The sequence below is a fragment of the Streptomyces sp. NPDC033270 genome (genome assembly GCF_055576575.1).
On record NZ_JBVIRA010000001.1, the window covers coordinates 403,920 to 421,961 of the forward strand.

At 72.0% G+C, this 18,042-nt stretch carries 15 protein-coding genes; 9 read left to right on the forward strand and 6 right to left on the reverse strand.

Annotation, left to right across the window (positions count from 1 at the left end):
- Positions 1–138: 138 nt before the first annotated feature.
- From ACZ5XZ_RS01820 to ACZ5XZ_RS01845, 6 genes are all read right to left on the reverse strand, one after another.
- A complete protein-coding gene (locus tag ACZ5XZ_RS01820) occupies positions 139–1,908 on the reverse strand; it encodes a PKD domain-containing protein (protein WP_468973537.1) in 1,770 nt (589 codons plus the stop codon).
- Positions 1,909–2,200: 292 nt separating this feature from the next.
- Complete coding sequence (locus ACZ5XZ_RS01825) at positions 2,201–2,797, reverse strand: Type-2Aa cytolytic delta-endotoxin (RefSeq protein WP_468973539.1); 597 nt, start codon at positions 2,795–2,797, stop codon at positions 2,201–2,203.
- A gap of 87 nt (positions 2,798–2,884) precedes the next feature.
- Positions 2,885–3,910, reverse strand: a complete 1,026-nt coding sequence (locus ACZ5XZ_RS01830; protein WP_468973541.1) for a TolB family protein — start codon at positions 3,908–3,910, stop codon at positions 2,885–2,887.
- Positions 3,907–5,226, reverse strand: a complete 1,320-nt coding sequence (locus tag ACZ5XZ_RS01835; protein WP_468973545.1) for an MFS transporter — start codon at positions 5,224–5,226, stop codon at positions 3,907–3,909. The genes ACZ5XZ_RS01830 and ACZ5XZ_RS01835 overlap by 4 nt, the downstream gene beginning before the upstream one ends.
- Positions 5,227–5,231: 5 nt before the next feature.
- Positions 5,232–6,122, reverse strand: a complete 891-nt coding sequence (locus ACZ5XZ_RS01840) for an alkaline phosphatase family protein (protein ID WP_468973547.1) — start codon at positions 6,120–6,122, stop codon at positions 5,232–5,234.
- A 351-nt stretch (positions 6,123–6,473) separates the two neighbouring features.
- Positions 6,474–6,851 carry a hypothetical protein gene (locus ACZ5XZ_RS01845; RefSeq protein WP_468973549.1) on the reverse strand — a complete coding sequence of 126 codons (378 nt, stop codon included), beginning with the start codon at positions 6,849–6,851 and terminating at the stop codon, positions 6,474–6,476.
- Between the two features lie 663 nt (positions 6,852–7,514).
- Here ACZ5XZ_RS01845 and ACZ5XZ_RS01850 point away from each other — a divergent pair.
- The 9 genes from ACZ5XZ_RS01850 to ACZ5XZ_RS01890 all read left to right on the forward strand — a co-directional run bounded on the left by ACZ5XZ_RS01850 (position 7,515) and on the right by ACZ5XZ_RS01890 (position 17,917).
- Positions 7,515–7,682, forward strand: a complete 168-nt coding sequence (locus tag ACZ5XZ_RS01850; protein WP_468973551.1) for a hypothetical protein — start codon at positions 7,515–7,517, stop codon at positions 7,680–7,682.
- Positions 7,683–7,880: 198 nt separating this feature from the next.
- Entirely contained in the window at positions 7,881–9,464 is a 1,584-nt protein-coding gene (locus ACZ5XZ_RS01855; RefSeq protein ID WP_468973553.1) for a radical SAM protein, read from the forward strand.
- Between the two features lie 113 nt (positions 9,465–9,577).
- Entirely contained in the window at positions 9,578–11,461 is a 1,884-nt protein-coding gene (locus tag ACZ5XZ_RS01860) for a carbamoyltransferase C-terminal domain-containing protein (protein ID WP_468973555.1), read from the forward strand.
- 139 nt (positions 11,462–11,600) lie between these two features.
- Entirely contained in the window at positions 11,601–12,503 is a 903-nt protein-coding gene (locus tag ACZ5XZ_RS01865; protein ID WP_468973557.1) for a phytanoyl-CoA dioxygenase family protein, read from the forward strand.
- Complete coding sequence (locus ACZ5XZ_RS01870) at positions 12,496–13,848, forward strand: MFS transporter (RefSeq protein WP_468973559.1); 1,353 nt, start codon at positions 12,496–12,498, stop codon at positions 13,846–13,848. Before ACZ5XZ_RS01865 ends, ACZ5XZ_RS01870 begins: the two co-directional genes overlap by 8 nt.
- Positions 13,849–13,851: 3 nt before the next feature.
- Positions 13,852–14,787 (forward strand): NAD(P)/FAD-dependent oxidoreductase, encoded by a 936-nt coding sequence (locus tag ACZ5XZ_RS01875; RefSeq protein ID WP_468973561.1) that lies wholly within the window; start codon positions 13,852–13,854, stop codon positions 14,785–14,787.
- A 121-nt stretch (positions 14,788–14,908) separates the two neighbouring features.
- Positions 14,909–15,826 carry an SGNH/GDSL hydrolase family protein gene (locus tag ACZ5XZ_RS01880; protein WP_468973563.1) on the forward strand — a complete coding sequence of 306 codons (918 nt, stop codon included), beginning with the start codon at positions 14,909–14,911 and terminating at the stop codon, positions 15,824–15,826.
- A gap of 11 nt (positions 15,827–15,837) precedes the next feature.
- A complete protein-coding gene (locus tag ACZ5XZ_RS01885) occupies positions 15,838–16,023 on the forward strand; it encodes a hypothetical protein (protein ID WP_468973565.1) in 186 nt (61 codons plus the stop codon).
- A gap of 1 nt (position 16,024) precedes the next feature.
- Positions 16,025–17,917, forward strand: coding sequence for a carbamoyltransferase family protein (locus tag ACZ5XZ_RS01890; RefSeq protein ID WP_468973567.1), 1,893 nt, complete (start codon positions 16,025–16,027; stop codon positions 17,915–17,917).
- The last annotated feature ends 125 nt before the right edge of the window (positions 17,918–18,042 follow it).

Consider the following 18,042-nt stretch of genomic DNA (forward strand, 5'->3'; position numbering starts at 1 on the left):
CCGGTGGATCGAAGAAAGTATCGATGATCTTGAATTTTAGTCGCGCGGCTGTCCGCCCGGCAAACCTCCGCATACCGCGCCGGGTGCGGGGCGGCCCGCGCCGGCGAGCCGCCCCCAGGTTCTGTTCTGCAGGAGACGTCAGTCCGCCGTGACGGCCCGGGCGGCCTCGGCCAGGACCCGTCCGCCGTCCTGACCGGTGATCACGACCCGTGGCAGCCAGGGCCCCTCGCGGTCGTAGGCATGGTCGACGGTCGGCTCGCTCGTCTCCTGCTGCGTACCGTCACCGAAGTACCAGTGGTAGCGGTATCCGCCGACGGGCGGCTTCCCGTCCACCGTCACCGACAGCGGCACCTCGCTGCCGACCTGCGCGTTCTTCGGGGCCTCCAGCTGCGCCCGGGGTCCCTGCCGGGGGAGGTGGAACCAAGTGCGCACACTCGGGTTGAGGACAAAGGCGTCGGCGTACTGCCGGGCGCCCTCGATGTCGGGGTGACCGACGGCCGCGGACAGGCACTGCGCCGGAGTCGAGCTGAGCTCGGGGCAGGCGCGAGTGCGCAGCGGGAACGCCGGGTCGGTCACCGGAGTGTTCCAGACCTTGGAGTCCCGGGTGAGCAGGGCGTTGTCCACCGTGAACAGTCCGTCGGCCGCGACCGCGTACGGGCCGTCCGTGGACGCCTTGTTGGCGGCGGCCGCCGCTTGGTGGTAAGCGGCATTGGCCAGTTGTGTGTACTGCTCGTAGCGCTCGGCCACGCTGCCGAGGGCGCCCTTGCAGGAGGCCAGCCGGGCCCCGGCGACTCCCGGGGTCGAACAGGTCCTCACCGGGATCGGGGAGCTGCTGCGGCTCAGCGCGTAGTAGAAGTCGGCCACGAGGACCTTCGGCCGTCCCGGCAGGGAGTGGGCCTTCTCGATCGCCGCCTGCATTCCGCGGCCGCCGTATCCGACCTTCGCGCCACTGAAGTAGGGCACGTCCTTGGCCGGGTTCTCCGGTGCCGCGCCGACGCCGGAGCACTCGCGCTTCACCGCCTCGGGCAGGTTCTTCGAGCCGGGGGTGATGCCGACGCCGATGCCGAAGAAGGGATCGAGGTCGTTGATGCACCCGTTGATCACGACCAGATCGAGACCGTAGCCGCCCGCCCGGGCCTGTGCGCCCGCCTTCTCCAACTGGCAGAACACGTCCGGCATCTGCTGGGTGACCTCGCCGAACTCCATTTCCCCGTCGCCGTCGGGGTCCTGCTTCTCCGTCGTGCGCAGGCAGGCCGCGTCGTCGTTGCCCGCGGGCAGCTCGGGCGCGTCGAGCACCGCGCCGGAGATCGAGTAGTCCAGGTTCTGATGGCCCCGCCCGGTCGCCCGGCCGAGCAACTCACCCGTCAGATAAGGGAACTTCTGATCGTGGTCCAGTCCCTGCCCCCAGACCACGGAGTCGCCGACGGATGCCACCCGCACCGGGTCGCACCCCCGGCGGACCGTGTCCCGCCAGACCTTGCCGTAGTGGCCGGGCGCATGGCCGTCGGAGGCGGCGATGCGGGCATCGACCTGCACGGCGGTCTCGGCCGCGGGTACCCGGTCGAAGGGGATGCTGAACTCCGCCGTGCCGACCTTGGCGGCCATGGCGACGCGCCCGCCGGCCAGCTGCTCCGCACCGGCGCGCAGCCGCCACTCCAGGGTGGCTCCGGCCTTCGCCGCGGACGGGTCGTAGAGCTGCACCCGGCCGCGGACGGCTCCGCTGCACACCGGGTTCGGCGTCAGGTCCACGTCGAGGACGAGGGGGAACGCCGATCCCGGCAGCAGGCCGGTCTGCGCCACGGCCGGGTGCCCGCCGAGGAGCTGGCCGAGGAGCACGGCGGCCGCCCCCACCGCCGCGAAGCGCCTCGCCGCCAACGAGCGGCGGGCCACCCCCGGACGCCTCGACACGGCACCCGAGCCGGTGCCCGTCCGCCTGGGCACAACCCGCCGCCACCACGCTAACTTCACGCCAACACCCCTGAATTCGCTGTCATTTGGGTCCGTGTGGAGGGTGCGGAGTCAACCGCATTCCACACCACTAGGGATCATGGCAGCCGGGAGACCGGTATGGACCGCGAGCGGATCCCGCACCGAGTGAAACTGATCACTTACCCGCAGTCACTGTCCTTTTGGCGGCGGTGAACGCGAGGAGTGCGGCGAAGAGCCGGGGAGTGGCACCCTGCCACGCCCCGGCCGGCGGTCACACGGCGGACCGGATCGCCTGTCGCACGGCGACCGCGTTGAGCCGGATGGCGAACCGGGCGACGTCGTCGAGGGCCAGTGCGCGTGCCCGCTCCCCGTCCAGCGCGACGGTCACATCGGCGCAGAGCGCGAGGACGTAGACGAAGCCCTCGGTCTCCTCGTCCTGGAGCGCGAACAGCAGGTTGTAGTAGTAGCTGGTGCTGTCGGTGGCGTCCCCGTGGAACGACAGGTGGGTGCCCTGTTGTTCGCCGAGGCTGACGAAGGCGTCGGCGAGCGCCGCCTCGGCCTTCTCCCAGAACGCGGGGTTGCCGAAGGGGTGCGTCAGTCCCTGTCGGACGGCCTCCCTGAGCGAGAGCACCATGACGCCGGTGGGAGCGGTCTCCTGGAGCCCCCAGCCACGGATGATCTTGACGATCGAGCCGTCGGGGATCGCCCCCGCGGCGCGGCTGATCTCACCGAAGTCGTAGTCCACGGTCGCCGGAGCGACCGCGTGCTGGAACGCGTCGGCCATGCGCCGTGTCTGTGCCAGGGCATCGGGGCCCACTTCGAAGACCGTCCTGAACGTGGTCTTCTGGGCGGTGGGCTGGTCGGCCATGACTGCTCCTCACATGCGGAAATGAACACGTCGCGCCGACAGGCAGTATGCCGTCGTGCCCATCGGGGCCGGAGGGCGGTCCACCGGTCAGCGCAGATACGCCGGAGCGAGGGCGGAGGCCATCAGGCGCCGGGCCCGGCCACCGCCGTCGGCCGGGACGGTCCACAGGTCCGAGCCGTAGTCGCCGGGGAGGGCGTAGACGAGGGTGGAGCCGTCGGTCCAGAGCGCCTGGTCGTCGATGTTGCGACGTTCAGCCGTGGGGGTCTCGGACATGCTGCGCAGGTCGAGTACGTACAGCCGCCACGGTGCGTCGGGTGAGGCTCCCGCGACGCGCTTCTTGTAGGCGATCCGACTGCCGTCGGGGGAGAGCGAGGGGCATTCGACGTTCCGGTGCAGGGTGGTGAGGGTGCGGGCGGTGACGTTTCCCTGGACGAGGTAGGTCTGACCGCGGGTCGCGAGGGTGGCGTAGAAGCGGTTGTCGTCGGCGAAGGTGACGCCCCAGATGTTGATGTCGGAGGCGTGGTAGGGCCGGCCGTCCTTGGTGACGGCGAAGGACTCCAGGTTGTCGTCGATCGCCCAGGTGCGGGTGTCGACGAGGGCGGTGCGGGTGGAGAACTTGGTGCCCGCGTAGGAGTCCCCGCTGACGAACACCGTCCATGCGACGAGATGGCCGGAGGGCGCGACACGGGCGCGGGTGGGGATGCCGGCCGCCGGGAATTCATGACGCGGGCGCACGTGGGAGTCGAGGACGACGGCTCGATAGGTGTCGTCCAGCGCGTGGTGCACGGCCTGCAGGCAGATGCCGGTGCCGGCGGCCGCGTGGAAGCGCAGGCACTTGACGCCGGACACGGTGCGCGGCCCGTTCGGCCGGTCGGCGGGCACGGTGGCGATCTCGTCGCGGTGCGGTCCCCAGGCCAGGTTGCGGACCAGCAGCCGGCGGTGGGGGGCACTCGCCCGGAGCGAGACGGTGCCGGTCCGCACGGACGGGCCGCCCGCCTGCTCCTGGTCGCGTTCGCCGGACCGCTCGGCGGCGCGCAGCACCGCCGCGGCACCGACCGTTCCCAGCAGGAGTACGGCGACCAGCAGTATCGCGAGGCGGGCGGCTCGGGTCATACGGCACCTCCGGTCTCTGCCGGCGTCTCACCGGTCGTACGGAGCACAGCCCAGGCCGCGACGGCGCTGACCGCCAGGGCGGCGGCGGTGACGGCGAGGGCGGTTCGTCCGCCCCACAGGTTCCAGGCGGCGCCGAAGGCGAGTGAGCAGGTGAAGCGGGCCAGGGCCTGGCCGGTGCCCACCAGTGCTTGCCCGGCACCCTGGTGCTCGACGGGCACGGCACCGGCGGTGGCGGCCGCGAGCACCCCGTCGGTCGCCGCGTAGAAGGCACCGTGCAGCGCCAGGACGGCGACCGTGACCGCGACCGGGGCGCCGCGGACGGGGGAGAGCAGCAGACCGTAGCCGAGCAGCAGGAGGCCGTGCCCCGCCAGGAAGAGCCGGCCACGGCCGATACGGTCCGCGGACGTGCCCAGCGGGATGGCGAGCAGCAGGAAGACGGCGGCCGTACCGAGCGGCAACAGCGGGAACATATGGGCGGGCACCCGCATTTCGCGCTGGAGGAGCAGGTAGAGGAACGAGTCGCTGACGGTGGTGAGCCCGAGCAGGGCGGCGCACAGGGTGAGCCGGCGCAGGCCGGGCCGGCGCAGCAGCGCGAGCGAGTCGCGCAGCGTGGGGCCGGATCCGCCGCGGGGCGCCCGGACGGCCTCCGGAGTGGTCCTCGGGCCGGGAACGGCCTCCGGAGTGATCCGCCGGGGCACGAAGAGCACCAGTACGAGGACCCCGAGTGCGGCGATACAGCCGCTGACCGCGAAGACCGCGTCGTAGCCGTCGACCGCCGCCCGGAGCACGGCGAAGGCCGCCAGCGGGCCGAGCAGGGCGCCGGTGGTGTCCATGGCACGGTGCACGCCGAACGCCCTGCCGCGGTGTTCGGGCCGGGTGGCCAGCGAAATCATCGCGTCCCGGGGCGCGGTGCGCAGGCCCTTGCCGGTGCGGTCGGCGGCGAGTACGGCGCTGATCACGGGGAGTCCGTGGGCGAACAGGAACAGCGGTTTGCACACGGCGGAGAGCCCGTATCCGAGCCCCGCCACCGCCTTGTGCCGCCGGCCGCCGCGGTCCGCGAGGTGGCCGCCGGCGAGCCGGACCAGCGCGCCGACGCCGTTGTTGATGCCGTCCAGCAGCCCGAAGCCGAGCGGCGACAGGCCGAGGGCCGCGACCACATAGAGCGGGAGGACGGCGGTGACCATCTCCGAGGAGATGTCGGTGATCAGGCTGACCGCACCGAGGGCCAGGACGGTGCCGGGCACGGCGGGCCGTCGCCCCGGACGGGTGTCCGGGGCGACGGCGGGCGCGGCGCTGCGGGAGTCCGCGAGATACACCGGCGTCAGTTCCAGATGCCGGTGATGTCGGAGGCGGAGGCGGCGTTGCCGGCGTGCGTGGTCAGACCGGCCAGGTCCTCCAGGGTGCGCAGGACGTTGTAGTGGTTGTAGGTGGTGCTGGTGGAGCTGCCGGGGGCGACATGTGCTCCGTAGACGACGGTGGGAATGCGGTTGCCCGACTGCTTGTTGTCCTCGTCGAAGGTGACGACCAGGACGCTGTTGTGGGTCTGCGCCCAGGTCGCGTACGCGCCCAGCTTGTTCTGGATCCAGGAGTCGCCGGTGGACACCGAGCAGTCGTGCATGTCGTTGCACAGGTTCGGCACGACGAAGGAGACCTTGGGGAGGGTGGAGTAGTCGGTCGGGAACTGCGTCATGGTCTTCGCGGTGCTGGTCGGCACGTTCGAGAAGCCGAACCACGGGTTGTGCTTCTGCGCGTACTGGCCGCTGCTGCAGACGGTCGAACCCTGGCTGGGCAGGCCCTCGTTGTAGCTGGCCCAGGTCTTGCCGGCGGCGATCAGCTCGGAGCCGAGGTTCGGTGCGTTGAGGGAACCGACGGGGACGCAGCTGTCGTCGGTGCGGCCCTGGTTGGAGCCCGAGAACAGCTGGTAGTAGTTCGGCTCGCTGGGGTGGGTGAGGGCGAAGGACTGGGTGAGGTTGGCGCCACCCGCCTTGAGGGTGTTGTTGATGTACGGCGCGCCGGCGCTGCCGATCACCTGGGAGTAGGCGTGGTTCTCCATCACCACGACCACGACATGATCGGGCGCCGGCAGCCCGATGGCCGATGCGGTGGACTCGGTCGTGGCCCACAGCCCGATCGAGGTGACGGCGAGGGCCATGGCCCCGGCCAGTGCGGTGAGGGGACGGCGGCGGCGCTTGGGTGCCTTGACTGCGGTCATGACTGTCCTCCGGACAGAAGTGACGAGCGTTCGGGGGGCGGCACGGCGCAACCTTAGAAGCAGCCGTGCGACCCCGACCGCAGCCGGCACATGAAGAAAAGGCGAACGATGATTCCGTATGCCGCCTACTCGGGAACCCACTTGTACTTGTCGGGCCAGTAGGAGAAGTGGTCGCGGCCGTCGACGGCGCTGGTGCGGAACGGCTTTCCGCCGTCGTCGACGCGCACGGTTCCCCGCCGGCCGCCGCTGCTCCAGCTTCCGCCGGCCCGATCCCGCGCGTGGAAGGGGGACCGGCCCGTTGAGGGCCGGTCCCCTGTGGTGAAGGTCGTCGGTGCTTCCGTGGCCGATCGATCAGCCGTGACCGCCGCCGTGGCCGCCGCCGCCGAATCCGCCACCGGATCCGTGGCCGCCGCCACCGAATCCGCCACCGTAACCGTGGCCGCCACCGCCGTATCCGCCACCGTAGCCGTGGCCGCCGTAGCCGAATCCGTGGTCGTGGCCGGAGAAGCCGTAGCTGAGGCCGTGGTAGCCGTGTCCGTAGTAGGCGTCGCAGTCCCAGTCGTCCCAGGTCCAGTAGTCACAGCGCCAGTCGTGGTTCTGGACGTGGGACGTTGCGGCCGCCGGTGCGGTGGCCGCAGCCGCGCTCGCGGCGCCGGCGCCGGCGAACACGAGGAAGGGCACTGCACACAGTGCTGCGACGATGCGATGGGTTCTGGTCTTCGCGCGCATGGTCGTCCCCTCTCGGGGGTGGTGCGTGGCCGATGCGTCGGCGTACCGAGGTCATCGGCGTATCGATATGGAGTTCTCCGGCCCCACCACCGTGCGCCGGCAACGCGCGCGGCCCGGCCGCATCGGCGGGGCGACTTCGCAGGACTCCGACCTGCTTCGCTGACGTCGCGGCAATCGATGTTGCACTCTCAACGACGTCTCTTCCGAGCGTAGGCACGCGACCCCGGTGCGGTCAAAGCAGATGCGTTCCGTATGCGCCCGGTCACGACGGGGCGTCCGACGGGCCGCCCGCCACCCCGTGGAGCGCTGCGGGCGGTGGCAGGGGCCGCACGCCTTGTCACCGCGCCGGGCACCGCCGGGCCGGACCGGCCGCACGCCGTCCCACCCCCTCTTCTGGCTGGATCTCATCCCGCGCAAAGGAAATCGAAGTGCGCCCGGCGACGCTCCCGGCCGCATGGGATCACGCGGGCGTGCGGGCGAATTGGCCGCTCAGCGCAGCACCCGACGAATGCTGAAAGATCAATTCTCTGCGGAACGCTCGGAAAGTGTTGGTAAATGTGATCGAGGTGTTTTTCCGAGCATGACCGGTAGAAGTCTTATCGAGCGTTCATTTCTTCTGCTTCAGTGGGGCGCGTTGTGAGTCGCACTTACTGAGGAGGCCAGATGGCCGAAGTCAAGAAGGTCGCCCGCCCCGCGGTCACCGCGTCGTCCCGCCCGTGCGCGTTTGTGTCGCCGGACAAGGGAAACGCCCCGACCATCACACCCGCCCGCAAGCAGGCGGAGGCCGTCTCGGCCTCCGCTGAGCAGCGGAAAGAGGGGGCGTCGGCCTAAGGGCTGAGGCTCCCCGGGGCCCCGCCCACCGGCCGGGCCCCGGTCTGTCGCGCGGGCCGGACCCAGGTCCGGGACCGGTCCGCGCCCCACGGCCCCGCGCCGAAATCCCCTTCACCGACGCCGTGCCGTACGCCGCGCGCCCGGGGCCGCGCCATACGCCGGGTCGGAAGTCGTAAGACGCAGGGAGAAATCTTCACCATGCAGAATTCGATGTACCAGTCCTCGCGCTACGTCCGCACCCTCCGCGCCGCGGGCGACCGGGATTTCGCGTCGTTCGGGGGCCGGCTCGGCTCCTACGAGGACGACGAGCGGACCATGGCCTTTCATTCACTCTTCGGAAATGCTCGGCTGATCGACCGGGATATCGTCGAACTCCTCAAAGAGGCCTCCCAGGGCCTCAGTTGGGACCAACTGAGGAAGCGGGCCGACGACGACTCACTGCGCGACCTCGTCGACGCCCGGTTCCTCGTCGAGGCCGGGCACGACGAGGCCAGGGAGATCGACGGTCTGCTGGAGAGTCGGCAGAGCGCACTGGGCAGCGGCGTGTTCCACTCCTCCATTCAGCTCGTGCTCACCAACGCCTGCAACTTCTCCTGTCAGGGCTGCTTCGCGTACAACTTCGACGGCGGCGTCGAGGAGCGCAACACCTCCGGCGAGTCGGTGAAACCCGGTCCGGTCCTGGTCGAACTGCGCCGCTCGCGCGACGACGCCGGCCCGCTCCGCCAGGACTCGGGCCCCACGCTCGCCAAGGGCGACTGGAACCACGGTGCCGACGAGGGCCGCAACCCCTCGATGCACATGTCGCGCGAGGTCGCCGAGAAGACCGTCAAGGAAGCCATCGAGCTGCGCAAGGCCAACGGAGGTGGCCATCTGACGGTGTCGTTCTTCGGCGGCGAACCCACCCTGGCGCGGGGCACGATCCTGCACGTGCTGCGCACGTTCGGCGACCGCTACGCCGGGGTCACCCTCTCCTACGACCTGACCAGCAACGGCTCCCGCATCGACGACGAGCTGCTGGCGGCGCTCGCCAGGCACCGCGTCGGCACCACCGTCTCCATCGACTACCTGGTGCCCGAGACCGGCGAGTTCCGCGGCGGACAGCAGCAGCGCACCCCGTGGGCCGTGGTCCGCAAGGCGATCCTCGACATGAAGGGCGCGGGCGTCCCGGTCAGCATCACCTCGGTGCTCTCCCAGTACACCTGGGACAAGTGGGGCACCCCACTCATCGACTTCGTCGCCGAGGCCGGTCTGGACGCCCTGGACGTCATCGTGTCGTTCCAGGCCAGGGAGTTCTTCGAGCAGCACAGCCCGCACGACGTGGCGCAGCGGCTGCTGGCCGCCGTCGACTACGGGCGCGAGCGCGGCGTGCAGCTCAGCGGCTACTGGTACCAGACCTTCCAGATGATCATCGACGAGGCCAAGTGGGCCGAGCAGGCCGACTACAAGACCTGCCCGGCGGTCGGCCGCCAGCTCTCCATCGAGCCCAACGGCAGCGTCTTCGCCTGCAAGGCCACCGCCCGCAAGCTCGGCACCATCGACGACTGGCGCGGCATCTTCTCCTCTCCGGCCTACCAGGACTACGGCATGCGGGCCTACACCAACGGCCCCGGCTGCCAGGGCTGCGAACTCCAGGGCACCTGCTCGGGCGGCTCCGCCGGAGCGCTGGAGGAGGAGAACGGTTCGATCCAGCTGATGTCGCCCGGCTACTGCGCCTACATGCGCGAGGTGGTGCAGGGCCTCCTGGAGCGCCATCACGCCCAGGGCCTCGCCACCCTGTCCTGACCCGGGCCCTTCCTGACGCTCTCCGCAACGGCCCGCCCCTCCGCGAGGCGGGCCGCCGATCCACGACCCGGCCCCGCGACTCTCCTCCGGGCCGAGGAAGGGCGACTGGTTCCATGGCAACGATTGGGATGCACTTCGGCCATGACGCGGGTGCCGCGCTCACCGACGCGGGCGGCTACCGCGTCATCGAGGCCGAGCGGCGGCTGGGGCTGCGTCATGTGTGCGGCGGCAACGGCGACTTCCCGCGGGCCGCCGCCGAGTGGCTGGCGGAACTGCGGGAGCGGGCGGCGAGCCCGGTGACCGGGATCGCCGTGGCCGACTGGTACACACCGATGTGCCAGGTGCTGCCCCCGGCGCTGGTCGAACTCGTCAACGAGGACGCCCGCTGGACGGCCACCGGCGGCACCGGACTCGCCGACGCGGTCACCCGGGTGATCAAACCCCTGGACTGGCCGCTGGCCAAGGGGTTCGGCGACATCACGCTGACCGCGGTGCGCCACCACTACGCGCACGCCGCGCTGGCGTACTACACCTCCGGGGCCCGCAAGGCCCTGGTGCTGGCCCTGGACGGAACCGGCAACTACGCCGAGTGCGGCATGGTCTGCCTCGGCGACGGCGACCAGCTGACCCCGGTGATGTCCTTCACCAACCGCACCGGCCCGCGCTTCGGCCTGGTCTACGAGGCCCTGGCACGACGCGTCCACGGCAGCCAGTTCGACACCGGCAAGCTGCTCGGGCTGACGGCCACCGGGGAGAGCGACGCCGCCCTGCTGCCGGTGCTGCACGCCATGCTCGTCCCGCAGTCCGTCCGCCGCGCCTCGCCGGACCTCTTCGAGCCGCTCGACGAGGATCGACTGACCGGCACCGCCCTGCGCTATGCCGACACCTGGTGGGAGTACGACCCGGACAGCGGCGGATATCTGGACGCGGGCCTCGCCGACTCCTCGGACGACGACGTCGTGCACTCCTTCGGCTCGGTCTTCCCCGACGAGATCCGCACCGCGGACGGCCGGACGACCGCGGTCGGGACCTCCCCCGACGAGCGCGTCTGCAGGGACCTGGCGGCCACCTTGCAGACCGCCGTGGAGCGGGACCTGACGCGACTGGTCACCGGCGTCAGCCGGCGCTTCCCCAGCTACACCACGCTCTGCTACGCGGGCGGCTGCGCGCTCAACATCACCGCCAACAGCCGCCTCGCCGAGTGCGGCCAGTTCACCCGGGTGTCCATCCCGACCTGCTGCGACGATTCGGGGATCGCACTGGGCGCGGCGCTGGCCGTCGCCGACCCGGCCGACCGTCCAGCTCTGCGCAGCCGCTCGCGCTCCACGTCGCTGGCCTACGCCGGACCGCCGCTTGCGGGCCTGGAGACGGTGGACGGCGACGGCATGGCCCCACCCGGTGGCCTGGCACGGAGACTGGCCGGCCTCGGGTTGTCGCTGCACCGCCCGGCCGACGACGAGGAGTTCCTCCAGACCGTCGCCCACCTGCTGGCCGTCCGGCGCTGCGTGGCCTGGCTGCAGGGCGGCCTGGAGACCGGGCCGCGGGCGCTGGGCCACCGTTCGCTGCTGGTCTCGGCGCACTGGAGCGGCGCCCGCCGGTACGTCTCCCAGACGATCAAGCACCGGGAGTGGTTCCGCCCGGTCGCGCCGATCTGCCCGGAGGAGGTCGCCGACCAGTACTTCACCGGCCCGCTGGACCACACCGAGACCATGCTGTTCGCGGTGCGGGTGCGGCCCGACCGGGCCCGGCAGCTCGCCGAGGCGCGGCACATCGACGGCACGGCCCGACTGCAGACCGTACGGCCCGACGCCCAGCCCCTGCTGCACCGGTTGTGCCATGCCGTCGCCGCCCGCACGGAGTTGCCCGTGCTGATCAACACCAGCGCCAACGCCGGCGGCCGCCCCCTCCTCAACCACCTCGACGAGGCACTGGAGTTGCTCACCGGGACCGAGCTGGACGCCGTGGTGCTGCCCGACCGCCGCCTGATCATCGAGTGACCCCCGCCCCAGCCCCGTCCAACGCCCCGTACCCGTTTCCCTCGACACCCGACCGGGCGAAGCTTGGCCGAATCGGACATGTCGGGGCCGGCCCGTCCCACCCGATCCTGTGCAGGCGTCGTGTCCCTGGAGAGTGCCCGTGGCCGCCATCCAACTGCGAGACATCCACAAGACGGAACCACTGCGCGTCCTGTCCCCCGCGGACTGGCGACAATGGACCACCCAAGGCTATGTGATCGTCCGTCAGGCAGTGGCGCCGGAGACGGTCGCCGCCCTCACCGACGGCCTGTGCTCCTTCCTCGACATGCGCCCCGAGGCCCCCTCGACCTGGACCTCGCCGCACACCGGAAACGACCGGCTGCCGGGCCACAGCGGGCTGGTCGAGATGTACAACCACCAAGCCCAGTGGGACGTCCGGCAGACCCCCCGGGTGTACGGGGCCTTCGCCGACATCTGGGACCGCACCGACCTGTGGGTCACCATCGACTTCGCCAACGTCAACCCCCCCAACCGGGGGCCGCGCGCCTTCGACGGCTTCATCCACTGGGACGTGGACACCTCCACCGACCCGCTGCCGGTGAGCTGCCAGGCGGTGCTCTCGCTGACCCACGGCGACGAGGAGATCGGGGGGTTCCAGTGCGTGCCGGAGATCTTCACCGAGTGGGAGAAGTGGGTGAGCGACCAGCCCGCCGACCGCGACCCGGGCACGCCGGACATCACCGGATACTCGATCACCACGCCTCAGGTCGCGCCCGGCGACCTGATCATCTTCAACAGTCTGCTGCCGCACGGGGTGCACCCCAACGTCTCCGAGGACCGGGTGCGCATGGCCCAGTACCTGACCATGGCACCCGCCTGGCAGGAGAACGCCGAACTCCGCGAGGCCCGGGTGCGGTTCTGGCGGGAGCGGGTCCCGCCGCATCCGCCGGAAGGCGGGGTGCGCAAGGACGAGGCCGAGCTGTACGGGCCGGCGACGCTGACCGAACTGGGCGAGCGGTTGCTGGGCCTGCGCGCGTGGCCCGAGGGGAGCGCCGTTGACTAGTACCGCCCGGTCCGGGCCCCGCCCGGCCCGCCGCGCGGACCTGGGCCGCCCGTTCCGCTGGCTGTGGGCTTCGACGGCCGCCTCCAACGCGGGCGACGGCGTCACCCGTACCCTGCTGCCGCTGCTGGTGGTCGCGCACCACCCCGACCCGGCGGCGGTCGCCGGACTGACCGCCGTCAACATGCTGCCCTGGCTGCTGTTCGCGCTCCCCGCAGGCGTCCTGGTGGACCGGGTCGACCGGCGCCGGATCGTGCTGGGCAGCAACCTCGTCCGCGCGGCGGCCCTGCTCGGCATGGCCCTGGTGCTCGCCGACGACCGCCCGCTGGCCCTGCTGTACGCGCTGGCGTTCCTGCTGGGCATCGCCGAGACCCTCGCCGACACCGCGGCGCCCGCGATGCTGCCGCGCCTGGTCGACGAGCGGCATCTGGAGCGCGCCAACGGGCGGCTGATGGCAGCGCAGATCGTGCTCAACGAAACGGCCGGACCGCCCGTGGCGGGCCTGCTGGTGGGCCTGACCGCCGCCGCGGCGCTGGCCACCGGCGGGGTGCTCTACGCGCTGGCCGCACTGCTGCTGTGCGGCCTCGCCCCGCTCGTCCGCCCCGGCCGCGAGGCGGCACCCGGCGGGCCGGGCGGCGGAGTGCTGCGCGACATCCGCAAGGGGCTCGGCTTCGTCCTGGCCGACCGCACCCTGCGGCTCACTCTGGCCGCGAGCGCCCTGTACGGCCTGGTGTTCTCGGCGACCTTCTCGATGCTGGTGCTGCTGAGCGACCGCACTTTGGGGCTGAGCGAGACCGGGTACGGGCTGCTGCTCGCCGCCGGGTCGCTGGGCGCCGTCGCCGGCAGCTGGCTGGCGCCCCGGGCCGCCGCCCGGCTGCCCACCGTACGGCTGGCCCGGTGGTCCCTGGTGGCGTCCGGAGCCGCCTACACCGCGCTGGGCCTGGTCCGCCACCCGGCCCTGGCCGCGCTGGCGCTCGCCGCCAACGGCGTCTTCATGATGGGCTGGAACATCCCCGTGATGTCGCTGCGCCAGCGGCTCACCCCGGAAGACCTCCAGGGCCGGGTGATGAGCGTGTCCCGGCTGTGCGCATGGGGCACCATGCCGGTCGGTGCGACCCTCGGCGGACTGCTCGCCGAAGCCCTGTCCGTGCCCGCGGTGTTCGTGGTGTGCGGGGGCGTCCTGGCCACGGGGGCCGTGCTGTTGCTCGCGCCCCTGCGCGCGGACCACTCCGCGCCCGGCGACCGGCCCGCGCCCACCGAACCCCCGGCGCCCGGCGCACCACCACCGTCGTCCGACCGGCCGCCGTCCGATCCACCCCCGCACCACGACCCTCTCGACAAAGGATGACCCTTGGACACACAGCTCTACGACACGGTGATCGTCGGAGGCGGCCCGGCCGGCCTCAACGGGGCGCTCTACCTGGGGCGTTCACGCCGCCGGGTGCTGATGATCGACTCCGGTGACGCCCGCAACATGGCGTCGGGCGTCATGCACAACGTCCTCACCAACGACGGGGCGACGATCGCGGACTTCCGAGCCCGCTCCCGCGCCCAACTCGCCGCGTACGACGTCACCTTCCACGACGACGAGGTGGTGTCGGCCGAGCCCGACGGCGACCATGTGGTGGTCACCACCAAGGAGTCCGGCACCTTCCGCACCCGCACCCTGCTGTACGCGGCCGGTGTGCGCTCGGTACTGCCGCCGATCCCGGGCCTGGCGGACCTGTGGGGCAGGACGGTCCTGGAGTGTCCGTACTGCCACGCCTGGGAAGTACGCGAACGCGCCTTCGCCGTGTACGGGGGGACCGTGCCCGGCGAGTGCCTGGCCGCGACCCTGACGGTGTGGTCCGACAGCATCACCTACCTCTCCGACCGGCGCGAGCTGCCCCAGGACGAGCGCGACCGGCTCACCGCGGCCGGCGTGCCCGTCGTCACCGACGGGGTCGGCGAGGTCAAGCCGCATCCCGAGGGCGTCGAGGTCTTCTTCGAGGACGGCCGGTCCGCGAGTTACGGGGCGCTCTTCCTGCACCTGGACATCGAGCCCCGGGTGGCCCCGCTGCGCCCCTGGCTGCAGGCCCCGGACCTGGAGTCCGTGCAGACCGACGAGCGCGGCCGCACCAGCCTGCCCCGGCTGTACGTGGCAGGGGACCTCGGCCGGAACATGCAGCAGGCCGCGATGGCCGCCGCCAGCGGAGGCCTGGCCGGTATGGCCATCAACGCCGACCTCATCCGCGAGGACCGCCCCGGCTCCCTGCCCGAGCCACCACCCCCGATGCCGGCCCGCTGAACGCACACCGCCCACCCCGCACCCGCCGTGCGCACGGTCCGCACCCGCGCACGGCGGGACGCCCGGTCACCACGGACGGCACCACAGCCACGCACCGCGCACCGACGGGAGCCCCTTCGCGATGACGTCACCCCGCGCCGAGTTCACCCCGCACATGGAGCACTACACCTTCGTCCTGGAGGACCAGCCCTATCTGGGGTACTTCCAGTACGGCAACGAGAAGACCCCCGTCTACACCACCGACCGGCACGGTTTCCGGGTCACCCCGGGCCCCGACGGGCTCCGGGCGACCGTCGGCGACGACCGCCCCGACGGCCCGGTACGGGTGCTCGCGGGCAGTTCCGCGGTCTTCGGCGTGGGCGCCACCGGTGACGCGGCCACGATCACCGCGCGGCTGTGGAGCACCCACGCGCCCCGGCTGCCCTGGCTGAACATCGCCGGGCAGAGCCACAACTCCGCCCAGGAACTCCTGCTGTTCACCCTGTTCCAGCACGAACTCCCGCCGGTCGAGGACATCGTGCTGCTCTCCGGCGTCAACAACCTGGTGCTCAGCCGGCTGCCCGAGGAGCAGCAGGGCCGGCACGGCGCGTTCTTCGACTGCGGACCCGCCCCCGACGTCGTCCCACCACCGGACCAACGAGTGGCGCACGCAACCGAGTTGACGCTCCGTCACCTCGGCGGATGGAAATCGCTCGCCAACGCCCTGGGCACCCGGCTGACCTTCGTCCTCCAGCCGCTCGCGCCCTGGGTGCGGGCGGAGCCGCTGCCCCGCGAGCGGCTGCTCTTCGAGGAACTGGACGAGGTGTCCAACTTCCGCCGGTTCCACAACGACATCTCCACCATGGCGGTGGGCCGCGCCTACGCGGACCGGCTGGCCGCCGGATGCGCCCGCCTCGATGTGCCCTTCCTGGACATGAACGCGGCACTGGCCGAGGCCGCCGGGCCGGAGGACTGGCTGTTCATCGACCGCGTGCACTGCACCGACCTGGGGTACGACCTGGTGGCCCGGCAGCTGGCGGACCGCCTCGACCTGGCGTGAGGAGCCCATCCATGCCCGACGACAACAGCGCGGCGCCCGAATCGGCGCTCCGCCGCCTCGCCTCCTGGCTGCGGCACCGGGGCCGCCCCGAGCCCTCGCCCGACGTCCCGCCGGACCGGCCCGCCGCCCAGGCCCCGCCGCCGTCCCGACTGCGACCGCAGCCCGAGGACGACGCGTCGGTCTACCCCCTGTTCTGACGTGGGAAGCGACAGGGGCGGTGCGCGCGCCGACCGGTCGGGCCCCGGCGGGCCGCACCGCCCGGTCCTGGGCATCTCCGCCTACTACCACGACAGCGCGGCCGCGCTGGTGGCCGGCGGCACCCCGCTCGCGGCGGCGCAGGAGGAGCGGTTCACCAGGCGCCGCCATGACCCCGGCTTTCCCTCGCACGCCGTCTCCTTCTGCCTGCGCGAGGCCGGACTGCGCCTCGACGAGCTGGCGGCCGTGGCGTTCTACGAGGACCCGGGACTGAAGTTCCGCCGGGTGGCGGCGACCTGGCTGGCCACGGCCCCGCACGGCTTCCCGGTGTTCCGCCGGGCGTTCCCGCAGTGGGCCGGCTGGAAGCGGCGGGCTCTGGACGACGTACGGGCGCACCTGCGCGACCTGGCGCCCGGGCGGCCGCTGCCTCCGGTGGTGGCCTACCGGCACCATGCCTCGCACGCCGCATCGGCGTTCCTCCCGAGCCCGTACCCGTCGGCGGCGGTGCTGTGCGTCGACGGCGTGGGGGAGTGGGCGACGACGACACTGTGGCACGGCCGGGGCACCGAGCTGGTCCCCCTCGCGGAACTGCGCTTTCCGCACTCGCTCGGCATGCTGTACTCGGCGTTCACCTACTTCTGCGGCTTCAAGGTCGACTCGGGCGAGTACAAGCTGATGGGTCTGGCGCCCTACGGGACGCCGCGCTACGCACCGCTCATCCGGGAGCGGCTGATCGACGTCAAGCCGGACGGCTCGTTCCGCCTGGATCTGCGTCACTTCACCTTCCAGTACGGGCGGACCATGGTCGGCCGGGCCTTCGAGGAACTGTTCGGTGGGCCACGCCGGACACCGGAAGGCCCGCTCACGGAAAGGGAGTTCGACCTCGCGGCCTCGGTGCAGCAGGTCACCGAGGAGGTGATGCTGCGGCTGGCCCGGACGGCGTTGGCACGCACCGGCGAGCGACGGCTGTGCCTGGCCGGCGGCGTGGCCCTCAACTGCGTGGCCAACGGCCGGATCCTGGCCCACGGGGTCTGCGACGAGCTGTGGGTCCAGCCGGCCGCCGGTGACGCGGGCGGGGCGCTCGGCGCGGCCCTGGCCGAGTCGCACCGCCGCGGAGCGCCCCGCGCCCATGTGGGGCGCGGCACGGACGCCATGGCGGGGGCGCTGCTCGGCCCCGGCTACTGCGACCGCGAGGTCGGGGAGTTCCTGGCCCGGGGCGGATACCCCGCCGTACGGCTGCCGGAGCGGGAGCTGGTGGAGCGGGTCGCGGCGGAGCTGGCGGAGGGAAGGGTGGTGGGCTGGTTCCAGGGACGGATGGAGTTCGGACCACGGGCGCTGGGCAACCGGTCGATCCTCGCCGATCCGCGCGACCCGGCCATGCAGTCCACCCTCAACCTCAAGACCAAGTTCCGGGAGTCCTTCCGTCCGTTCGCGCCCGCGGTGCTCGCGGAGGACGCCAAGGACTGGTTCGACCTGACGCAGGAGAGTCCGTACATGCTGCTGACCGCGCAGGTCGCCGCGGCACGGCGGCGGGAGTGCGAGGCCGCGCCCGAAGGGGTCACGGGGCCGGACCTGCTGCGGGTGCCCCGCTCGACGATCCCGGCGGTCACCCATGTCGACGGCTCGGCCCGGGTGCAGACCGTGTCGGCCGAGCGCAACGCGCGGTTCCACGCGCTGCTGGCCGCCTTCCGGGACCGCACCGGCTGCCCGGTGCTGGTGAACACCTCGTTCAATGTGCGCGGGGAGCCGATCGTGCGCGACGCCGAGGAGGCGTACGCCTGCTTCATGCGCACCCGGATCGATCTGCTGGTCCTCGGCGACTTCCTGCTGGACAAGCGGGACCAGCCCGAGTGGCGGGAGGAGGGGGACTGGCGTGCCGCGATCCCGATGGACTGAGCGGCTGCGACACCTGGGCCTGGCCGCCCTGTACTTCGCGGTGGTCACCCCGGCCGGGTGGTGCGTCCGGGCGGTGCGGGACCCGCTGCGGCGTTCCTGGGACGCCCGCCGGACGAGCTATCTGG

Bases quoted from the DNA above. Each gene is read 5' to 3' on its own strand.
- ACZ5XZ_RS01830 (WP_468973541.1), bottom strand. From the start codon at position 3,910: ATGACCCGAGCCGCCCGCCTCGCGATACTGCTGGTCGCCGTACTCCTG.
- ACZ5XZ_RS01825 (WP_468973539.1), bottom strand. From the start codon at position 2,797: ATGGCCGACCAGCCCACCGCCCAGAAGACCACGTTCAGGACGGTCTTC.
- ACZ5XZ_RS01880 (WP_468973563.1), top strand. From the start codon at position 14,909: ATGACGTCACCCCGCGCCGAGTTCACCCCGCACATGGAGCACTACACC.
- ACZ5XZ_RS01885 (WP_468973565.1), top strand. From the start codon at position 15,838: ATGCCCGACGACAACAGCGCGGCGCCCGAATCGGCGCTCCGCCGCCTC.
- ACZ5XZ_RS01845 (WP_468973549.1), bottom strand. From the start codon at position 6,851: ATGCGCGCGAAGACCAGAACCCATCGCATCGTCGCAGCACTGTGTGCA.
- ACZ5XZ_RS01860 (WP_468973555.1), top strand. From the start codon at position 9,578: ATGGCAACGATTGGGATGCACTTCGGCCATGACGCGGGTGCCGCGCTC.
- ACZ5XZ_RS01850 (WP_468973551.1), top strand. From the start codon at position 7,515: ATGGCCGAAGTCAAGAAGGTCGCCCGCCCCGCGGTCACCGCGTCGTCC.
- ACZ5XZ_RS01855 (WP_468973553.1), top strand. From the start codon at position 7,881: ATGCAGAATTCGATGTACCAGTCCTCGCGCTACGTCCGCACCCTCCGC.
- ACZ5XZ_RS01840 (WP_468973547.1), bottom strand. From the start codon at position 6,122: ATGACCGCAGTCAAGGCACCCAAGCGCCGCCGCCGTCCCCTCACCGCA.